This window comes from Pedobacter sp. TM02, assembly GCF_059705275.1.
The window spans coordinates 639,270-658,844 of record NZ_AP046530.1; the positions used below are offsets into that span (position 1 = coordinate 639,270).

Annotated in this window: 17 protein-coding genes; 4 read left to right on the forward strand and 13 right to left on the reverse strand. The window is 45.5% G+C overall.

Annotated elements, in window-relative coordinates:
* Positions 1-4: 4 nt before the first annotated feature.
* Positions 5-1,129, reverse strand: a complete 1,125-nt coding sequence (locus tag AC6H1S_RS02855) for an ATP-binding protein (RefSeq protein WP_497565045.1) — start codon at positions 1,127-1,129, stop codon at positions 5-7.
* Positions 1,130-1,283: 154 nt separating this feature from the next.
* The gene (locus tag AC6H1S_RS02860) at positions 1,284-2,276 is read right to left on the reverse strand and encodes an aspartate-semialdehyde dehydrogenase (protein WP_199136838.1); all 993 of its coding nucleotides are present in this window, start codon (positions 2,274-2,276) and stop codon (positions 1,284-1,286) included.
* A gap of 131 nt (positions 2,277-2,407) precedes the next feature.
* Here AC6H1S_RS02860 and AC6H1S_RS02865 point away from each other — a divergent pair, with 131 nt between their 5' ends.
* Together AC6H1S_RS02865 and AC6H1S_RS02870 are read left to right on the forward strand one after the other, a co-directional pair.
* The gene (locus tag AC6H1S_RS02865; RefSeq protein ID WP_497565046.1) at positions 2,408-4,210 is read left to right on the forward strand and encodes a lamin tail domain-containing protein; all 1,803 of its coding nucleotides are present in this window, start codon (positions 2,408-2,410) and stop codon (positions 4,208-4,210) included.
* 96 nt (positions 4,211-4,306) lie between these two features.
* Entirely contained in the window at positions 4,307-4,660 is a 354-nt protein-coding gene (locus AC6H1S_RS02870; protein ID WP_497565047.1) for a YtxH domain-containing protein, read from the forward strand.
* A 79-nt stretch (positions 4,661-4,739) separates the two neighbouring features.
* On the opposite strand, the gene AC6H1S_RS02875 is transcribed toward AC6H1S_RS02870, so the two are convergent.
* From AC6H1S_RS02875 to AC6H1S_RS02915, 9 genes are all read right to left on the reverse strand, one after another.
* Complete coding sequence (locus AC6H1S_RS02875; protein ID WP_497565048.1) at positions 4,740-5,621, reverse strand: sugar phosphate isomerase/epimerase family protein; 882 nt, start codon at positions 5,619-5,621, stop codon at positions 4,740-4,742.
* Between the two features lie 18 nt (positions 5,622-5,639).
* Complete coding sequence (locus AC6H1S_RS02880) at positions 5,640-6,857, reverse strand: nucleoside permease (protein WP_497565049.1); 1,218 nt, start codon at positions 6,855-6,857, stop codon at positions 5,640-5,642.
* A gap of 90 nt (positions 6,858-6,947) precedes the next feature.
* On the reverse strand, positions 6,948-7,643 hold the full coding sequence (locus AC6H1S_RS02885) for a 3-keto-disaccharide hydrolase (protein ID WP_199136848.1): 696 nt from the start codon (positions 7,641-7,643) through the stop codon (positions 6,948-6,950).
* A 39-nt stretch (positions 7,644-7,682) separates the two neighbouring features.
* Positions 7,683-9,140 (reverse strand): Gfo/Idh/MocA family protein, encoded by a 1,458-nt coding sequence (locus AC6H1S_RS02890; protein WP_199136850.1) that lies wholly within the window; start codon positions 9,138-9,140, stop codon positions 7,683-7,685.
* Between the two features lie 23 nt (positions 9,141-9,163).
* Positions 9,164-9,547 (reverse strand): c-type cytochrome, encoded by a 384-nt coding sequence (locus tag AC6H1S_RS02895; protein WP_199136852.1) that lies wholly within the window; start codon positions 9,545-9,547, stop codon positions 9,164-9,166.
* 19 nt (positions 9,548-9,566) lie between these two features.
* Complete coding sequence (locus tag AC6H1S_RS02900; RefSeq protein ID WP_497565050.1) at positions 9,567-10,619, reverse strand: sugar phosphate isomerase/epimerase family protein; 1,053 nt, start codon at positions 10,617-10,619, stop codon at positions 9,567-9,569.
* A 6-nt stretch (positions 10,620-10,625) separates the two neighbouring features.
* A complete protein-coding gene (locus AC6H1S_RS02905) occupies positions 10,626-11,780 on the reverse strand; it encodes a Gfo/Idh/MocA family protein (protein WP_199136856.1) in 1,155 nt (384 codons plus the stop codon).
* An 88-nt stretch (positions 11,781-11,868) separates the two neighbouring features.
* Complete coding sequence (locus AC6H1S_RS02910; protein WP_497565051.1) at positions 11,869-13,569, reverse strand: GMC oxidoreductase; 1,701 nt, start codon at positions 13,567-13,569, stop codon at positions 11,869-11,871.
* A 100-nt stretch (positions 13,570-13,669) separates the two neighbouring features.
* On the reverse strand, positions 13,670-14,317 hold the full coding sequence (locus AC6H1S_RS02915; RefSeq protein WP_497565052.1) for a gluconate 2-dehydrogenase subunit 3 family protein: 648 nt from the start codon (positions 14,315-14,317) through the stop codon (positions 13,670-13,672).
* A 319-nt stretch (positions 14,318-14,636) separates the two neighbouring features.
* On the opposite strand from AC6H1S_RS02915, the gene AC6H1S_RS02920 reads away from it, so the two are divergent.
* The gene (locus AC6H1S_RS02920) at positions 14,637-15,581 is read left to right on the forward strand and encodes an NAD-dependent epimerase/dehydratase family protein (RefSeq protein ID WP_497565053.1); all 945 of its coding nucleotides are present in this window, start codon (positions 14,637-14,639) and stop codon (positions 15,579-15,581) included.
* A gap of 78 nt (positions 15,582-15,659) precedes the next feature.
* Entirely contained in the window at positions 15,660-16,388 is a 729-nt protein-coding gene (locus tag AC6H1S_RS02925; protein WP_199136864.1) for a YebC/PmpR family DNA-binding transcriptional regulator, read from the forward strand.
* 91 nt (positions 16,389-16,479) lie between these two features.
* Here AC6H1S_RS02925 and AC6H1S_RS02930 read toward each other — a convergent pair whose 3' ends face one another.
* Together AC6H1S_RS02930 and bglX are read right to left on the reverse strand one after the other, a co-directional pair.
* Positions 16,480-17,256, reverse strand: coding sequence for a carboxylesterase family protein (locus AC6H1S_RS02930; protein ID WP_497565054.1), 777 nt, complete (start codon positions 17,254-17,256; stop codon positions 16,480-16,482).
* A 6-nt stretch (positions 17,257-17,262) separates the two neighbouring features.
* Positions 17,263-19,575 (reverse strand): beta-glucosidase BglX, encoded by a 2,313-nt coding sequence (bglX, locus tag AC6H1S_RS02935; RefSeq protein WP_497565055.1) that lies wholly within the window; start codon positions 19,573-19,575, stop codon positions 17,263-17,265.

The following is a 19,575-nucleotide window of genomic DNA, read 5'->3' on the forward strand; positions in this document are numbered from 1 at the left end:
GGCATTAAATTAAAAAGTAAGTATAGTTTTTTCTGTTGATAACAATGGTTTGGTTAACCTGATAGTTCGCTGTAAAAGTTGTTGGGAATTTAACTTTTTTGTTGTCGTTCCATTTGATTTCGATGGCATTTGTTTCTCCGTCTATTGCTTCGATCAGGTCTATTTCCTGTTGCTGAAAACTCCTCCAGAAATAATATTTGGCAAATTTCCTATGGTTGTTGGTGGCTTTGATGTATTCGGCGATGACATAGTTTTCGAAAAGCTGGCCGCTGTCTAATCTTAAACCAAGCGGACTAAAATTCTGTATAATGGCATTTCGAATACCCAAGTCGTAGAAATAGATTTTTTTGCTTTTTTTTATTTCATTTCTCAGGTTGCCGCTGTAGGCGTTTAGTCTAAACACCACAAAACATTTTTCGAGCAAATCGATATACCTCTCCACGGTTTGTTTGTCGGCTTCAATAAGCTGCCCCAGTTCGTGATAGGAAATTTCGTTGCCAATTTGCAATGCCAAGGCTTGTATCAATTTTTCAAGTTGCAGGGGTTTCCTGATATCGGCCAATGAAAGAATGTCTTTAAAAAGATAGCTATTGGTCAAATTAAAGAGTAGTTCTTTTTCTTCTCCGGGGTAATTGATGGCATCTGGATAGCTGCCGTAAATCAATCTTTTTTCTAAAGCCTGTTCTTCGGTGATGAGATTGGTATGGTTGGCTAGTTCTTCAACGGAAAAAGGAAACAAATGGTATTCGAACTTACGCCCCGTTAGGGGTTCTTGTATTCCCGAGGCCAGATCTAATGTCGATGAACCAGTAACCAGGAGCTGTATATCGCTGAAATTGTCGACAATAAGCTTTAACGTCAGTCCAATATTTCGTACCCTTTGCGCTTCATCAATCAGTATGATTTTGTTTTTTCCGATAATAGATTTAAGACGCTCGGTACTGATGTCCTGCAAGTTGTTGCGGACGCTTGCTTCGTCGCAGTTTAAAAACGTAAATGGCAAGCCTGTGTTCTTGGCCAAACGTTTCAACAAGGTGGTTTTGCCTACCTGTCTTGCTCCAGTCAGGATAATGGCCTTTCCTTTGAAAAACTTGGATTCTATAATAGGCTCTAAAATTCTGCTAACCATCACATAAATATATAAAATTTCGATTGTAATCTAAAAATTATATATAAAATTTAGATTATAATCACTTGATTATATGTAATTTTTAGATTAGGATTTGGTGCCCTACAAAAAAAGTGATGCTTAAGCATCACTTTTTTATTTGAAACTAAAAAATTTAGATCAATTCTTTTTTGACCAGATACTCGGCAATTTGTACCGCATTGGTAGCGGCGCCTTTGCGCAGGTTGTCGGCAACAATCCACATGTTTAAAGTGTTTGGCATTGATTCATCCCTGCGGATGCGGCCTACAAATACCTCATCTTTTTCATGGGCATCTTTAGGCATTGGGTATTTGAGGTTGGCAATATCGTCAACTACTACAATACCTTCGGTTTTTTCTAGCAAAGCTACCACGTCGGCTAGGTCAAATTCGTTTTCGAACTCGATGTTTACCGATTCAGAGTGGCCACCCATTACCGGAATACGCACGGTTGTAGCGGTTAAGCGGATGCTATCGTCGCCCATAATTTTACGGGTTTCGTTAATCATCTTCATTTCCTCTTTGGTATAGCCGTTTTCGGTAAATACGTCGATTTGCGGAATAACGTTCAAGTCGATTGGGTAGGCATAGGCCATTGGGCCATCGTGGATGCCTTTTCTCTCGTTCATCATCTGGTCAACCGCCTTTACGCCCGTACCTGTAACCGATTGATAGGTTGATACCACCACTCTTTTGATTTTGTACTTGTCGTGCAAGGGCTTTAGGGCTACTACCATTTGAATGGTAGAACAGTTCGGGTTGGCAATGATTTTATCGTCGATAGAAAGTACGTTGGCATTTACTTCCGGAACTACCAGTCTGATGGCCGGATCCATGCGCCAGGCCGACGAGTTGTCGATTACCGTAGTGCCGGCTTCCTTAAAACGCGGCGCGTGCTCTAGCGAAGTGCTTCCGCCAGCCGAAAACAAGGCGATATCCGGGCGCATGCCAATTGCAGTATCCATGCTAACGATTGGATACTGCTTACCCTTAAACGTAATTAACTTGCCAACGCTCTTTTCTGAGGCAACTGGAATTAACTCGGTTAACGGGAAGTTTCTTTCCTCCAATACTTTTAACATTACAGTGCCCACTAATCCTGTGGCACCTACTACTGCAACTTTCATTTTTTTAATTTGTTTTTAATGGCGACGAAGCAATTATGATTTGGTAATCGTTCCTTGTTGGAGCCGATAAAACCATAAGGATTTCATCTTTTTTTTAATTATATTTAATTGATTTCTAATATCTACCAAATATGAGAAAAACTTTGCTCTTTTTTATGATGCTGAGTGCTAAACTTGCATTCGGCCAAGTTTTCGACGATTTCTCCGACGGAAACTTCACTTCAAACCCAGCTTGGACTGGCCAGGCCAGTGCCTTTAGGGTAAATAGTTCCAATCAGTTGCAGACGTCGCTAAGTGCTGCTGCACAAACGGTTATGCTGGCTGTCCCCAATAGGCTGGCTGCAAATGCCAGGTGGGAATTTTTTGTGCAGCTGAATTTTGATCCTTCTGCAGCCAATCAGGCCAGGATTTATTTGGTGGCCGACCAGCAGGACTTAAATGGCCCATTAAATGGCTATTTTATCCAAATTGGTGAAAATGGCAGTACTGATAGTTACGATCTGTATCGGCAGGCGGGTACAACGGTAACGAAAATCATCGATGGACCGGCCAAATCGCGGGCCGAAGTGAACAAGCTTTTAGCCAGGGTAAAAGTAACCCGTACCGACGAAGGCGAATGGGAGGTATATGCCGATATTACCGGAGGCACAAACTATAATTTGGAAGGCAAGGCTATCGATAAGGCCTTCTTGTATGGCGATTGGTTTGGGGTTTCATGCCGATACACCGCTACCCGGTCTGAGGGTTTTATTTTTGATGATTTTAAGGTAGACGAACTGGTGCCCGACGTAAGCCCGCCAACTTTGCTCAGTGCCAAAGCCTTGGACGATAAAACCATTGAAGCCGTTTTTTCGGAGCGTTTAATAGCCGGTACGGCTTTAACTGCCAGTAATTACATTATTACTAAGCTGGGTAGTCCGGCTTTGGTTAAGGCTACGGCTTTACCCAATGTTTACCAACTGGTATATGCTTCGGCTTTGCCAACAGGCAACTACACCTTGACGGTAAGCGGCGTAAAAGACCTAAAAGGAAATACAATTGCAAAGGATAATCGAGCCAATTTTATTTTTGTACAGCCATACGAATTTCAAAAGGGCGATATCCTGATCAGCGAGATTTTGGTCAATCCCAAAAAAGACGGCGTCGATTTTATCGAGATCTATAATGCGAGTAACCAGCTGCTGGATTTAAAAAATCTGCAGTTGGCTAATGCCGATGCAAATGGCAATCCAGCAAGTATTAAAAATGTAAGCCCTGTCTCCTTACTGATGCCTGCCAAAACGTATTGGGTGTTAACGACTAATCCGGATGCTGTTCAAGCGCAATACCAGGTCAGTTTTCCTGCACAGTTAGTGAAAATGACAAGTTTGCCTGCGTTTAATAATGATAAGGGTACGGTGGTATTGTTAAGTTCGTTAAAGCCGATTGACCGGCTGGTATACCGTGAAGACATGCATCTGGCCTTATTGCGTAATGCCGATGGTGTTTCGCTGGAGCGGGTTTCGTTTGCCAGACCAACCGATGAGCCAGGCAATTTCAAATCGGCAGCGGCTAGTGTGGGTTTTGCAACACCAACTTATCGCAATTCGCAGGAGGAAGACAGCCAACTGCTTGCTAACCGTGTAACCCTAGGCAGCAAAACATTCTCGCCTGATGGGGATGGTTTTGAAGACCAGTTGCAAATTGATTATCGCTTTGTGAACAATGGGCAATTGGCTAGCGTCAATATTTATTCAGACAAAGGCATTTTGGTTCGAAAATTGCAAAGAAACACCAGTATTGCCACTTCGGGAAGCTTTGCCTGGGATGGCACGGACGACAATGGGCAACGCAGCAAGGTGGGTATTTATGTGGTACAATTTGATACCTTTGCACTAAACGGCAAGCGTGAGCACTTTAGACAGGCCTGCGTATTGGCTGCCAAGCTCAATTAACGTAAAGCTTTGATGCCAAAACCATCATGAGTTGGTTAAATTGACGTTATTTTAAACAATAGCGCTGATCTGTTGTTGTTTTTTAAAACAGTTGTTATGAAATACGAAAAATTAATTTCAAGGCTTTTTGCCGAAAAATCAAATTATAATGCCCAAGTGGCGGTTGCCTTAATTGCAGGTTTGGCTGCAGGTGCAGTGCTTGGTATCTTGTTTGCCCCAGCCAGTGGCGAAGAATCGCGTAAGCGTATTGCTGATGGAGCCAAAAATCTGGGTAACGGTATGCGCGACGGTTATGATAACCTTAAACGTCGCATTGTTGGCGAAGAACATGAGGAACTGGCAGCAGAAACGGCGGTCCCGCATTTGGTTGGAGAACCATCGCCGAAAAAACGCAGATCGGCTATTAAAGATCTGGTTGCAGAGGCTCAGCACAACGCAGAACAGGCTTAGGTTTTGCCCAAATCAAAAGCCCGGCTTATGCTTAAAATAATTAAGTAGGCCGGGCTTTTATATGGTTAAGCGAATGCTTCTACAACAGATTGGCTTTTAGGTATTCGCAACTGGTTTTTATGGAAGCCAGTTCGTTAGGCTGATAATTGGTTTCATGCTCTACAAAGAAATGTTTGGCACCCGATTGTTTAGCCTGGGTAAAAATAGCCTTAAAATCGATGGCGCCTTTGCCTACCTCCGTATTGAGGCCATGATTGGTTTTATCCATGTCTTTAACATGCCACATGGTAAAGCGTTTTGGGTGGGCGGCAAATAGCTTCAGCGGATCGTTGCCCGATCTCACTACCCAATACAGATCCATTTCAAAATCGACCAATTTTTTGTCGGTTTCATTTAACATCACTTCATAGCCGGTGGTTTCGCCAAATTTCTTGAATTCGAAATCGTGGTTATGGTAGGCTAGTTTTAATCCAGCAGCTTTGCACAAAGCACCGGCCTCGTTTAATCGGGCGGCTACTTTTTTAAATCCGTCCAAATCTTTTCGCAGGTGGTCGCCCAGGTAAGGAATAGTGATGTATTCAGACCCCAATATGTTGGCGGCTTCGATATAGCTTTTCAGTGCGTCGCTGTTTCCGGTGCCGATAAAGCCATCCATATCATAATGGCCACTTGGTGCCCTCAGGCCATACTGTTTCAGTAAATCGCCAAAGGCTTTGGGATCGAGGCCCCAAAATTTGTCTCTTTTCGAGTAGCCATAGGTTTCCACCTCGCCATAGCCTGCTTCGGCCACGGCCTTGATAACGCCTTTAACATCTTTGGGCAATAAGTCTCTGAGTGAGTAAAGTTGTAGTCCAGCCACTTTTTTCGGCTTGGCAAAAGCCAAGGCGGGCAAGGAAGGCAATAAGGCAGCGCCTGCTACGAACAGGCCGGTTTGTTTAATAAAGGATCTTCTAGAATTCATATCAGGATGGTATCGATTTTAACTTTGGGCTTCGGTTATGTCTTTGTTTTTATCTCTAAATAGCAAAACAAACAACAGAAATACAACAAAGGCAATGCCTGCTGGGATAATCCAAATATCATACCAATGATGGCCGCCACTGGCAATCACATACTTGTTTACGATAATGCCTGAAATAAACGAGCCGGCCAGCATGCCCACGCCGTAGGTAGCCAAGGTAATAAATCCCTGGGCTGCGCTTTTGAATTTTTCGCCAGCCAGCTTGTCGGTATAAATCTGGCCGGTAACGAAAAAGAAATCGTAGCAGATGCCATGCAATACAATGCCCGCAATGAGCATCCAATAGTTGGAATCGGCATTGCCAAAGGCGAAGAACAAATAACGGGCTACCCAGGCAATCATACCGATGGCCAACATTTTTTTAACGCCTAGCCTGACAAAGAATAGCGGCATCAAAATCATAAATACGGTTTCTGATACCTGCCCCAGCGATTGTACGCCCGCGGCCGATTTCATGCCTACTTCGTTTAGGAAAGGATTGGTAAAGTTGTAATAAAAGGCGAGTGGAATGCAAATGGCCACTGATGCCAAAAAGAATAACAGGTAAGATCTGTTGGCCAAAAGGCCGATGGCATCCAGTCCGATGATTTCGCCAAACGTGGTTTTTTCGTTCTTTTTGGCTGGAGGTGTATTAGGCAGTATGAAACTGAACAAACCCAGGATAATCGATGCGATCGAAGCCATTTTGAAGGTCAGGATCAGGTTGCCTTCTTGTTCCCAGTTAAGCCAGCCGATAACCAAACCGGCAATGATCCAGCCGATGGTTCCAAAAACGCGGATTGCAGGAAATTCTTTTCCCGGGTCATTCATCTGCTTGAAGGAGATGGAATTAACCAAGGCAAGAGTTGGCATATACGCAATCATATAACCCAAAATGAACGGGAAGAAACTATCGAAATTCAAGGAGCTTGCGGCAAGCCATAATAACACGCCACCTACCAAATGCAATACGCCCAGTACCTTTTGCGCAGCAAAAAACTTGTCGGCTATCAAACCTATAATAAACGGGGCTATAATTGCGCCGAGCGACTGCGTGCTGTAGGCAGAGCCAATCTGTACATCGTTAGACATTAGGTTTTTACCGAGGTAAGTGCCCATCGTTACAAACCATGCGCCCCAGATAAAAAATTCCAGGAACATCATGAAAGATAGTTTAAATCTCGTTGTCGTATTCATTTGGTTTAGTTTGGTTAGTTTAGGGTAGTGGGGGAAGGCAAGTGCTGGGAGGTTTGATTTGCCCTCAAACCTCCCAATTTAGGCCTGTTTTTAAAGTTCTTTAATCATGATATTTCTGTACCATACTTCGTCGCCATGGTCTTGCAAAGCGATTTTACCGGTTTTGAAAGTGCCGAAGCCCTCCCATTTGGCAAATTTGCTACCCGCAATCAGCGATTTCCAGTTGTCGTCCCAAAGCGTGGTGTTCACTACGGTTACGCCGTTCAGCTTGAAGGTTAATTTGCCCTTATTGCTGATGATTTCGGCTTTGTTCCATTCGCCAACCGGTTTTACAGGTTCCGACGAACTTTTGACTAAGTCGTACAAATCGCCGGCACGGTGCTTGGTGATTTTTCCATCTGGATGCCCGTCGTTATCCAATACCTGCATTTCTGGGCCTGTGCTGTAAGTTTGGCCATATTTTGGCAATTCTTCATGCACATAAAAAATAATGCCGCTGTTTGATTTCGGGGCTACCTTCCACTCGAGGCTCAAATGGAAATTGGAATATTCCTTATCGGTTACAATATCGCCGCCATCGTTGTTCTTGGCCTTCGGGTTAAAGTGGAGCACGCCGTCTTCGGCTTTCCAGCCTTGGCCAACCGTAGTTTTGCCATAAGTATGCCAACCGGTAGTAGTTTTGCCATCGAATAACCATTTAAAGCCTTTAGGCAATTTGGCGGTTTGCGCAGCGGCGCCGTAGCCCATGGCCAGTAGCAATGCCGCTGATAATAGGTATTTGTTCATCTGTTAGGATATTTTTAGTGTTAACGTTTTAGAAATTAATTAAGCGCCCAAAGTCCAGCCTTTGCGATATTCTCTTTTTACGAATTGGTTCACATCGTCAAAATTGGTCACCTTCATTTGGTCGTTATCCCAAAGCAATTTGGTATACCTGCCTGGGTAAATGATTTTTCCATCGGCATTTTTCTTTTGGATATCGGCGCCACGGATGGCCAGGTTGGCCATGAGCAAGGCTTCAGTTAGCGGGCCGGCAATTTCGAACGGCGAGCTCAGTTCGTTTTTGCCGTAGCCGGCAATAGCCGCTTCTACCCACTGGGCATAGTGGCCGTTGGCCTGGTTAGGTACGCGGGCAAATTTTGGACGCACTTTAATATCGGCGTTTTTTGATAGAGGTAACAAGCGGGGGTTGGCACTGTAGGTGCTGGCCATCATTTTGCCTTTGGTGCCGATAAACAAGGTGCCGTTGCCACCATCGCCAAAGGTTTCGTTGGCCTGCAGTTCTTCCGGCCTTTCCGGCTGAATACCACCATCCATCCAATGTACGGTTACATCGCCTTTGGTTTTGTTGGTTTTTGGAAATTTAAGGGTAACATGGCTCGATGGCGGACAACTTTCGGGGAAATAGCCTCGCTGAAACTCATCTACGTAAACAGAACCTACGCTGGCTTGTACTTCGGTAGCGTATTTCAGGTTCAATACGCTAAATGGTGCTTCTAACAGGTGGCAGCCCATGTCGCCTAAGGCACCGGTGCCGTAATCCCACCAGCCACGCCAGTTAAAAGGCACCAATTTGTTTACATAATCCTTATAGGGAGCGGTGCCTAGCCATAAATCCCAGTCGAGTTCTTTCGGAACCTCGGCTTTGTTGGCAGACCAGGCAATACCCTGTGGCCAAACCGGTCTGTCGGTCCAGGCGTAAACGGTATGTACGTCGCCAATGAGGCCGGCATCGTACCATTCTTTCATTTGACGCGGTCCATCGTTTGAGGCACCTTGGTTACCCATTTGGGTTACTACTTTATACTTTTTGGCGGCTTCGGTTAAGGCGCGTGCTTCGTAAATATCGTGAGTAAGGGGTTTTTGCACATAAACGTGCTTGCCCAACTGCATGGCGGCCAAGGTTTGTATGGCGTGGTTGTGGTCGGGTGTTGATACCGAAACCGCATCGAAGTTTTTATGTTCTTTTTCATACATTTCGCGCCAATCGCGGTAGTACTTTGCTTTTGGAAAGTCTTTAACGCTTTTGGCTGCCCGGCGATCATCCACATCGCAAAGGAAGGCGATATCGGCCTTGCCACTGGCTGCGAATGCCGCAATGTCGCTTTGGCCCTTGCCACCTACACCCACACCGGCAACCAACAGCCTATCACTTGGTGCCAAAAAGCCCTTGCCGCCCAAAACGTGGCGTGGCACAATCATAAAAGCGGCCGTAGCAATGGCTCCAGCCTTAATAAAATTACGTCTACTCTGTGATTCCGCTTCTTGTTTTCCCTTTTCCATTAGTTTAGTTTTTTAAGGTTTGATTATTTCTTGAGCGATAAGATGTATTTTACCATCAGCTGTGCATCGTCGTTGCTGATTTTAGGATGCGGTGTCATCGGAACAGCGCCCCAAGTACCTTTGCTTCCCTTGATGATTTTTCCGGCCAGTGCGGTTACTGTTTCTGGTGTATTTGGGTATTTGGCTGCGATTTCCTGGTAAGCCGGCCCGATCAGTTTATCTTCTTTGTGATGGCAACCGATACAATCTGATTTAACGATCAATAATTCGCCTGGATCCATAGCCGGCTTGGCTGCTGCAGGCGCTGGGGTTTCGGTATTGGCCGTTGATGATTCGTCTGAACTTGAACCGCCGCAAGCTGTGAGAAACAGGGCGATTCCGCTTAAAAATAGGAGTGTTTTTTTCATTTGTGTAGGGTATTGTTATTTAAATGCCTAATATTTTTTGGTTAAATCCGGTATCGCCACCCGAGGCCGCAAAATCGTCGAATGCCTTGGTGGTTACCGGAATGATCTGTTTTTTAATGAATTCGGCTCCTTCACGGGCACCGGTTTCAGAATCCTTGATGCAGCATTCCCATTCCATAACGGCCCAGCCTTTAAAGTCGTATTGTGCCAATTTGCTAAAAATACGTCTAAAATCGACCTGGCCATCGCCTGGCGAACGGTAGCGGCCTGCCCGGTTGGCCCAGCTTTGATAGCCTCCAAAAGTGCCTTGTTTGCCTGTAGGATTAAATTCGGCATCTTTAACGTGGAATGCCTTAATGCGTTCGTGGTAAAAATCGATGTATTGGATATAGTCTAACTGCTGCAATACAAAATGCGAGGGATCGTACAGCAAGCAGGCCCTTGGGTGCTGGTTTACATTGTCTAAAAACATTTCATAGGTTTCGCCATCAAAAAGGTCTTCGCCCGGATGTATTTCGTAGCAAACGTCTACGCCACACTGGTCAAATTCGTTGAGGATAGGCAACCAGCGCTTGGCCAATTCCTTAAAGCCATCTTCTACCAAGCCTTCGGGGCGTTGCGGCCAAGGGTGGAAAGTATGCCAAAGCAGGGAGCCGCTAAAGGTAGCGTGCGCATTTAAGCCCAGGTTTTGCGAAGCCTTAGCGGCATATTTCATTTGTTGTATAGCCCATTCGGTTCTGGCTTTCGGATTGTTTCTTACTTCTGGTGCGGCGAAGGCATCAAACAACTGGTCGTAGGCTGGATTTACAGCCACCAATTGGCCCTGCAAATGCGTAGACAGCTCGGTAATGGCCAAGCCGTAAGAAGCCACTTTGGCCTTCAATTCGTCGGCATAGGTTTTGCTTTCGGCCGCCAGTTTTAAATCGATGAAGCGTGGGTCGAGCGTAGGAATTTGGATGCCTTTAAAGCCCAAGCTGGCCGCCCATTGGCAAATGCCATCGAGCGAGTTGAAAGGTGCTTCGTCTCCAATAAACTGGGCTAAAAATATGGCTGGTCCTTGTATCGTTGTCATTTTGTTCTAAATTTTAAAATCGTACCATTTTTGGTCTGATTTACTCGAGGCTACTACATTTTCTATGAAGGCCATTCCCCTTACGCCATCGTTGACGTCTGGGAAATCAAGCATAAAAGGGCTTGGGGTTTTGCCATCCAGCCTGGCTGCTAAAGTCAACGCAAAATTCTTATAGATATTGGCAAAAGCCTCAAGGTAGCCTTCAGGGTGTCCTGATGGGGTTCTGGTGTTGAATTTGGCAATTTCGCTTACATAGGCATTGCCAGTGCGGTAAACCTGCATGGGCTGATCGAGCCATTTCACGATTAAGTTATTGGGCTCCATTTGGTGCCATTCCATGCCGCCTTTTTCGCCATAGATTTTAATTTTTAAGGCGTTTTCTTCGCCGGCAGCAATTTGCGAAGCCATTAAAGTGCCGTTGGCGCCATTGTTAAACCTGAGGAGCACGTTGCCATCGTCGTCGAGCGCGCGACCATTTACTACAATGTGGAGGTCGGCACAGATCTTGGTGATTTGCAGGCCTGAAATATACTCGGCCAAGTGGGCGGCGTGTGTGCCTACATCGGCCATGCAGCCACTGATACCGCTTTTAGCAGGATCGGCGCGCCAGGCCGCTTGCTTGTTGTCGCTGGTGGCAGGTTGGCTTAACCAGCCTTGTGGATATTCTACGCATACTTTTCTGATGGTGCCCAACGCGCCATTTTTGATCATCTCTTTGGCTTGTTTTACCATTGGATAACCTGAGTAGGTATGGGTTAGGCAAACAAAAAGTCCGGTTTCATCGGCTTTCTGCTTCAGTGCTTTGGCTTCGGCCAGGGTTAAGGTAATAGGTTTGTCTATCACCACATGAAATCCATTTTCGAGCGCCAGCATAGCGGGTTCAAAATGCAGGTTGTTTGGGGTAACGATGCTTACAAAATGCATGCGCTCGTTTTCGGGCAGCTGCTTTTCTTGGGCAATCATCTGCTGATAGCTTTCGTAAATCCTACTGGCAGGCAACATTAAATCTCTGCCAGATTCTAAAGCTACCTTGGGATCGGAGCTTAATGCTGCACAACTGAGTTCTATCAATCCATCTAATTGGGCCGACATGCGGTGAACTGCGCCAATAAAGGCTTTGCGTCCGCCACCAATCATGCCCATTCGTATCTTGCTTTGCATAGTATTTTGGGGTGTAGGGTTTAAGGCCAAAGGCGTAGGGCTGGTTTAGCCTTACACCTTTAACCTTTTTGCCTTCTACCTTTATTGATTAAATGTTTCCTTTCTTTAATTCGCTTACTGCGTAATCGGCCGCTCTGGCGGTTAAGGCCATAAAAGTTAGCGATGGATTTTGGCAGGCAATAGAAGGCATGCATGAACCATCGGTGACAAATACATTTTTTACCTCGTGCATTTGGTTCCATTTGTTCAGAACCGAGGTTTTAGGGTCTTTGCCCATGCGCGCGGTTCCCATTTCGTGGATGGCCATGCCCGGTACAGAGCCATTATCGTAGGTTTTTACGTCCTTAATGCCTGCATCTTCCAGCATTTCGGCGGCATCGTTCATCATGTCTTGACGCATTTTGTATTCGTTGTCGCCAAACTCGCAATCGATAGCCAATACGTGCTGGCCCCATTTGTCTTTTTTGGTTTTGTCGATATACACCCGGTTTTCGTGACGTGGCAGCGATTCGCCGAAACCGCCCAAGCCCATGCTCCAAATGCCTGGTGTAGAAATCAAGTCTTTGAAATCGCCACCAAAAGCCAATTCGGCAATGTCTTTGTGCCAGCCCGAACGGCCTGCACCACCTTGGTAGCCGAAGCCACGGAGGTAATCGCGTTTATCGTTGCCGATGTTTCTGTAGCGAGGAATATAGATGCCGTTTGCTCTCTTGCCGTAAGTATATTTATCGTCGAAACCTTCGGCGGTACCCGAGGCGCCGCAACGGAAATGGTGATCCATTAAATTATGGCCCAATTCGCCACTGGCGTTGCCCAAACCATTTGGGTGTTCGGCAGAAGTAGAATTGAGCAGCAAGAAAGTGGTGCCCAAAGTAGAACCATTTACGAAAACAATCTTGGCGAAATACTCATGATGTTCCATGGTTTCCGAATCGATTACACGCACGCCTTTCGCTTTTTGGGTCTCTTTATCGTAAATGATTTCGTTGACCAGAGAAAAAGGGCGTAGGGTTAGGTTTCCGGTTGCTACAGCTGCTGGCAGGGTAGAAGATTGGGTACTGAAATAAGCACCAAACGGACAGCCACGGCTACACAAGTTGCGGTATTGGCAACTGCCACGGCCCCCATGCTCTACGGTGAGGTTTGCCGTACGACCAATCGTCATGATACGGGCTTTGTTATATTTTTTTTCGATGCGCTCTTTTACAGATTTTTCTACGCAGTTCATCTGCATCGGAGGCAGAAAATGTCCGTCGGGAAAGTGGGGATAGTTTTCGGCCTGGCCACTGATGCCTGCAAATTTCTCTACATAATCGTACCAAGGGGCAATATCCTTGTAGCGGATCGGCCAATCAACGCCATGTCCGTCTTTGGCATTTTCTTCAAAGTTCAGGTCGCTTAAACGGTAGCTTTGTCGTCCCCACATCAGCGATTTGCCCCCTACATGGAAACCACGGTACCAATCGAAGCGTTTGACCTCGGTGTAAGGGCACTCCAAATCGTTTACCCAAAAGCTTTCGTTATACTCTTGATAAGGATAGTCGCGTTTTTGTACCGGATGCGTCTTTTTCTGCTCTTCGGTTAGTCGGCCGCGGTGTTCAAATTCCCATGGCTTTTTCATGGCCGTGGTATAATCCTTAATATGTTCAATGTTTCTGCCCCTTTCGAGCATCAATACTTTTAAACCTTTTTCGGTTAGCTCTTTTGCTGCCCAACCTCCGCTAATACCCGAGCCTACTACAATGGCGTCGTAAGTGTTTTGTGCGGTAGCTTTTGTATTTAAGTTCATTTGTTTGTTGTTTTGTTTTCAGTGGTTTTCAGTTCTTTTGGCTTGCCTGTTATGCAATGGGCAATGCCTCAATTGGTTCAGAACTTTTGGTAGATTAAGTTTATGCCCAAACCCTTTGGCCCGGTTTAAGGTCTACGCAACCATCATAGCGGCCTGGGATTTGTACGTATTCATAGGCTTTTGTTGCGCCAACCTCTGATGTAAAGAAGCCCAGCATGGTCAGGTCTCTGGCAATGGCAAAGAAGTAAGATTTGCCTGGAGGCTTTTCTTTAACCGTCATTGGATTGCCTTGTTTGTCTGTAGCCTTAGATTGCTCATCCAGTTTTTTCTGTTTTTCGCCATCTTCTTTCTGCTCAGCTACTGTTTCGTCGCGAAGCTTGGTTACCAATTGCTCGCGCTCTTTGACCGATATGGCAAGGAAAGATTTGCCGAACTCTTTTTTCGAACGGTCTTCTAAACCTTCGAGGCCCTTTACAAAAGTTTTTTGCGCTTCGTCGGGATAACATTCTTTCACCATCATGATAATGAAAGGTCCTACATTGGCGGCTTTGGCGCCCGGTGATTTTGGGGTGGTTGGAATAATGATGTCGGCCAGCTCTGTAACAAGTTTTTCTTGGTCGGCAGTGAACAAGTGCGCACTGTCTTTACCCGGCTCATTGCAGCTGTCGAACAAGGTTGCCAAGGTAGTTGCCGATAGGGCTCCACCAATTAAGAAGGCAACACTTTTTACGGCTTCTCTTCTGTCCATAAGTATTTGGTTAAAGGTTTCTGTGATTTAAATTACTGATTATATGTTAACTCAACGAACGCAAGACTTTATTTAGAATGATTATAGATTATATATTGTATTAAATACACTTAGACCCAGCGCTAGAACCCATATGGGCATTGTAAAAATTAATTTACAAGCAAACAAAATACCTTAAAAAATCAGGACATTGCCCATGTGGCAAAAATGGTTTTGCTTTGTGCTAAAAGCCGATAAACATTTTTATGGCACATAACTTTAAACAATTGCCAAGGTTTGCGGCAATTTTTTACCTTTGCTACCCATACCTATTTTAAAAATGAACGAAAAAATATTAGTCCTAGGTTCTAACGGACAAATCGGAACCGAATTGGTTACTGCCTTGCGCAAGGCGTATGGAAACGACAATGTGGTAGCCTGCGATATCAGAAGGCCGGATTATGAATTGAAAAATGCCGGGCCGTTTGAATTTGTAAACGTTTTGGACAAGGAAATCCTGAAAGAGATTTTCGAAAAATATAAACCGAAACAGGTTTATTTGCTGGCAGCTTTGTTGTCGGCCACAGGCGAGCAAAACCCAAAACTGGCATGGGAACTGAATATGAATGGTTTGCTCAATGTGCTTGATTTGGCTTTGGTGTATAAGACTGCCAAAGTTTATTGGCCAAGCTCTATTGCTGTTTTCGGACCGAATTCGCCAAAAGACCAAACCCCTCAATATTGTACCATGGATCCGAACACGGTTTATGGAATCAGCAAATTGGCGGGCGAGCGCTGGTGCGAGTATTATTATCAAAAATATAACCTGGATGTAAGAAGCATCCGCTATCCGGGATTGATCAGTTGGAAAGCTGCACCTGGTGGTGGTACTACCGATTATGCGGTTCATATTTTCCACGAAGCCCTGAAAAAAGGGAGCTATTCGTCGTTTTTATCGGCCACTACCGAATTGCCGATGATGTACATGGACGATGCCATTCGTGGCACCATCGAATTGATGGATGCACCAGCCGAAAATATCGGCATCAGGTCTAGTTACAATTTCGCGGGTATCAGCTTTACCCCAGAGGTATTGGCCGCAGAAATCCGTAAGCATATCCCTGATTTTAAGCTGTCTTACACCGAAAACGATCCGCGCCAGGCTATTGCCGATAGCTGGCCAAGATCGATAGACGACAGTTATGCACAAAAAGAATGGTTGTGGAAGCCGGAATTTGACCTGGCCAAAATGACCAGCGAAATGTTAATCAATTTAAAAAAATAATCAAGATATAGGTGGAGGGGCTAAAGGCTGAAGTTTTCCTTTCTTACCTCTCTTATCTCCGTACTCAATACTAAAAAAATGGGAAGAGCATTCGAATTTAGAAAAGAAAGAAAATTTAAGCGTTGGGCCAAAATGGCGGTTCAGTTTACGCGTATTGGCAAAGATATCGTCATTGCGGTAAAAGAAGGCGGTCCGCACCCAGAAACCAACTCGCGCCTGCGTACGGCCATTCAAAATGCCAAGGCGGTAAATATGCCCAAAGACAGGGTAGATGCGGCCATTAAGCGTGCTTCTGATAAATCGATGGCCAACTATGAGGAGATTGTTTACGAAGGCTATGCGCCACATGGCGTTGCCGTACTGATCGAAACGGCTACCGATAACACGAACAGAACCGTGGCCAATGTGCGCAGCTATTTCAATAAAACCGATGGCTCTCTGGGCAAAACTGGATCTTTGGATTTTGTGTTCAGCCGTAAATCGATCTTCAGGTTTGTGCCTACCGATGGTCTGGATTTGGAAGAACTGGAATTCGAATTGATCGACGCTGGTTTGGAAGAATTGTATGTGGAGGCCGATGAAGAAGGAAACGATATTGTAGTGGCGCAAGGCGCTTTTGAAAGCTTTGGTTCTTTGCAGAAAGCTTTGGAAGAAAAAGGCATCGAACTGAAAAGCTCTAAATTGGAGCGTATCGCGCTTTCGCACCATCCTGTTTCTGAAGAGCAGGCTGCCGATGTGATGAAGCTGATCGATAAGCTGGAGGAAGATGACGACGTACAGGCCGTTTACCATAACATGGCCGAGTAGTTGCAAACTCATGAATAAAAAAGCCCCGATTTATTGTCGGGGCTTTTGTTTTTAATTGTACCATATCGGGCACTGAACCGATTTGGTGATGCTATTTATGCTGGCTCAAAAGCCATGGTAACAATTCGGGTTCGGCAAAAGCACTATCCCAGCTGTTATGGTTGGCCTTGAGGTAAATGGTAAATTTGGGTTCGTGCCCCAGCTTTTTAAGCTCTAGGTAAACGCCGTAAGAAAACTGTGGCGAAACTACATCGTCCAAGCCACCATGAAAAATCCAAAGCGGTACATGTTGGTATTTCTTTGCGTTGGCCACGTTATCGCCACCACAAATGGCAAAGGCCGCTGCAAAGGTTGAAGGTCTGCGCCTCAAGACCTCAAAAGTACCCATGCCTCCCATCGATAGGCCACCTACATAGATTTTGTTTTTGTCGGCAAAGGGTTGTTTAACCATTTTATCGGTTAGCTGCAGCAAAAGCGACATTGATTGGGTAGGCTCCCCGCCTTTCACAAAAGTGAAAAAACGTTTGGTGTTAACGGCTTCGATCTCTACATTGGCCCAATAGCTTTCCTCGGCGCACTGCGGAAAAATAACCACCGCTTCGAATTTTTTCCTGAAATCATCAGCTAAAAACATCTTGGCACCATGGGTTAGTTGTTTTTCATTGTCGTTGCCGCTTTCGCCACGTCCGTGCAAAAAGAATACGATTGGGTATTTCTTTGCAGGGTCAAAATGCTCGGGATATAAAATCCTGTATTTTAAAGTATCTGCCCCCTGAACCAGGATTTCCTTCTTGAATTGAGAAAAATCTTGCGCTTTTGCTTGAACAAGTGCTAGAGCAAAACACCATAAGGCGATTAGTTTTTTCATCGGAATTTATTTTACCAGTTTGAAATCTGCTGTTTTCACGTCTCTTACATTTGGTCCAATAAATGCCTTGAAATCGCCGGCTTCGGCAACATACTTCAGCTCACTATTGTAAAACTTCAAGGCTTCTTCGTCGATGTTAAAGCTTACGGTTTTGCTTTCGCCGGGTTGCAGGCTTATTTTTTGGAAACCTTTCAATAGTTTTACGGGTCTGGTGCTGCTGCCTACCATATCGCGGATGTAAAGTTGTACTACTTCTTCGCCTGCATATTTGCCGGTATTGCTCACGGTAATGCTGGCGGTTATTTTTTGGCTAGGTTTGAGGGTGTTGGTGTTCAATTTCAAATCGCCATAGGCAAAAGTGGTGTAGCTTAAGCCAAAACCGAAAGGATAGAGTGGATCGTTGCTGACGTCTAAATAGTTAGAACGGAATTTTTGGAACCACTTGCCATCTTCTAACGGACGTCCAGTATTTTTGTGGGCATAGTACAATGGCAACTGACCTACGTTTTGCGGAAAGGTTACAGGGAGCTTGCCCGATGGGTTTACATTGCCAAACAATACATCGGCAATGCCATTTCCTGCCTGAATACCTCCAAACCAAACGTTTAAGATGGCCGGTACGTTCTCATTTTCCCATACCAGGGTCATTGGCCTACCGGCAAAGAGCACCAAAACTACCGGTTTTCCAGTTTTAACCAAAGCTTTCAATAATCTTTGTTGTACAGCTGGAATGCCCAAATCGGTGCGACTAGAGCTTTCGCCACTCATTTCCGATGATTCGCCTAAAGCCGCTACGACAACATCGGCTTTTTTTGCGTTTTCAACAGCTTCCTTAATCAGTTCTTCTTCGCTGCGGTTGTCTCTAGGAATTTCTCTGCCAAACATGGTCGAATGGGCCTGCAAAGTCGCATCGGCGGTGAGGTTAGCGCCTAGGCTATGCAAAATCTTTACCTCGCTGCCGGCCACGTTTTTAATGCCTTCCAACAGGGAAGGAACGATGGCCATATCGGCATTTACACTCCAGGTACCGGGCATGTTGGCTTTGCTATTGGCCAAAGGCCCCACCAAGGCAATGGTGCCCGATTTTTTAAGTGGCAATACCTGGTTCTGGTTTTTGAGCAAGACAAAGGTCTTGGCAGCGGTTTCTCTGGCAAACTGGATGTTGGCCGGAGTAAGGATTTCGTTTTTGGCTCTTTCTTCGCTGCAGTATTTAAACGGATCGTCGAATAAGCCCAGTTTGTATTTGGCTTCTAAAATCAAGCGGCAAGCCCTGTCGATTTCGGCTTGTGTTACTCTGCCGTCCTGGAGCGATTTTTTAAGCGTGGTTAAGAAGCCTTCGCTCACCATGTCCATATCGTTGCCTGCTTTTAGGGATAATGCCGAAACGGTCTTCAAGTCGCCCAAACCATGGTCGATGAGTTCGCTTACGCCGGTATAGTCTGATACTACAAAGCCTTTAAAGGCCCATTGCTTGCGTAAAAGATCGGTAAGCAACCATTTGTTGGCAGTGGCTGGTACGCCATTGATATCGTTGAACGAAACCATGATGCTACCCGCGCCGGCATCTAAAGCGGCTTTGTAGGGCGGCAGGTAATCATTGTACATGCGGTCTAGGCTCATGTCGGTGGTATTGTAGTCTCTGCCACCCTCTGCGGCGCCGTACAAGGCAAAGTGTTTAACGCAGGCCATGATGGTGTTTACCTTGGTTAGGTCGTCGCCTTGGTAACCCTTAACCATTACCTTGGCAATTTCGGAACCTAAAAAGGTATCTTCGCCGCTGCCTTCGGCAATCCTGCCCCAGCGTGCATCACGAGCGATATCAACCATCGGCGAGAAGGTCCAGTTCAGGCCGTCGGCACTTGCTTCGGTAGCCGCTATGCGGGCTGTTTTTTGGATCAGTGGCATATCCCAGCTGGCCGCCAAGGCCAAAGGGATAGGGAAGGTGGTTTTATAACCGTGTATGACGTCCTGCCCGAAAATCAAAGGGATTTTCAAACGGCTTTTCATCGCTATTTCTTGGGCTTTCCTGATTTTTTGTGGGGTAGTTAAGCTAAAAATTCCTCCTACGTTTCCCTTGGCTATCTTCGATTCTACATCGGTGCTTACGGCCGAGCCAGTAGTGGCCTCGCCACCGGTAACGAGGTTAAGCTGACCAATCTTTTCGTCGATCGTCATTTTGGTCATCAGGTTTTTGATGAAGGAATCCATTTTTGCTTGCTGCGGATTGGTTGTTTTTTTGACCTGTGCCGAGCTGCCCAATGCAAAAAGGGCCAATAAAGTAAATAGGAAAGGTGTTTTTTTCATTATGTGTGTATTCAT

Coding starts and splice junctions, on each gene's coding strand:
- AC6H1S_RS02885 (WP_199136848.1), bottom strand. CDS start 7,643: ATGAACAAATACCTATTATCAGCGGCATTGCTACTGGCCATGGGCTAC.
- AC6H1S_RS02920 (WP_497565053.1), top strand. CDS start 14,637: ATGAACGAAAAAATATTAGTCCTAGGTTCTAACGGACAAATCGGAACC.
- AC6H1S_RS02870 (WP_497565047.1), top strand. CDS start 4,307: ATGAAATACGAAAAATTAATTTCAAGGCTTTTTGCCGAAAAATCAAAT.
- bglX (WP_497565055.1), bottom strand. CDS start 19,575: ATGAATACACACATAATGAAAAAAACACCTTTCCTATTTACTTTATTG.
- AC6H1S_RS02855 (WP_497565045.1), bottom strand. CDS start 1,129: ATGGTTAGCAGAATTTTAGAGCCTATTATAGAATCCAAGTTTTTCAAA.
- AC6H1S_RS02860 (WP_199136838.1), bottom strand. CDS start 2,276: ATGAAAGTTGCAGTAGTAGGTGCCACAGGATTAGTGGGCACTGTAATG.
- AC6H1S_RS02880 (WP_497565049.1), bottom strand. CDS start 6,857: ATGAATACGACAACGAGATTTAAACTATCTTTCATGATGTTCCTGGAA.
- AC6H1S_RS02930 (WP_497565054.1), bottom strand. CDS start 17,256: ATGAAAAAACTAATCGCCTTATGGTGTTTTGCTCTAGCACTTGTTCAA.
- AC6H1S_RS02895 (WP_199136852.1), bottom strand. CDS start 9,547: ATGAAAAAAACACTCCTATTTTTAAGCGGAATCGCCCTGTTTCTCACA.
- AC6H1S_RS02915 (WP_497565052.1), bottom strand. CDS start 14,317: ATGGACAGAAGAGAAGCCGTAAAAAGTGTTGCCTTCTTAATTGGTGGA.
- AC6H1S_RS02875 (WP_497565048.1), bottom strand. CDS start 5,621: ATGAATTCTAGAAGATCCTTTATTAAACAAACCGGCCTGTTCGTAGCA.
- AC6H1S_RS02925 (WP_199136864.1), top strand. CDS start 15,660: ATGGGAAGAGCATTCGAATTTAGAAAAGAAAGAAAATTTAAGCGTTGG.
- AC6H1S_RS02900 (WP_497565050.1), bottom strand. CDS start 10,619: ATGACAACGATACAAGGACCAGCCATATTTTTAGCCCAGTTTATTGGA.
- AC6H1S_RS02910 (WP_497565051.1), bottom strand. CDS start 13,569: ATGAACTTAAATACAAAAGCTACCGCACAAAACACTTACGACGCCATT.
- AC6H1S_RS02890 (WP_199136850.1), bottom strand. CDS start 9,140: ATGGAAAAGGGAAAACAAGAAGCGGAATCACAGAGTAGACGTAATTTT.
- AC6H1S_RS02865 (WP_497565046.1), top strand. CDS start 2,408: ATGAGAAAAACTTTGCTCTTTTTTATGATGCTGAGTGCTAAACTTGCA.
- AC6H1S_RS02905 (WP_199136856.1), bottom strand. CDS start 11,780: ATGCAAAGCAAGATACGAATGGGCATGATTGGTGGCGGACGCAAAGCC.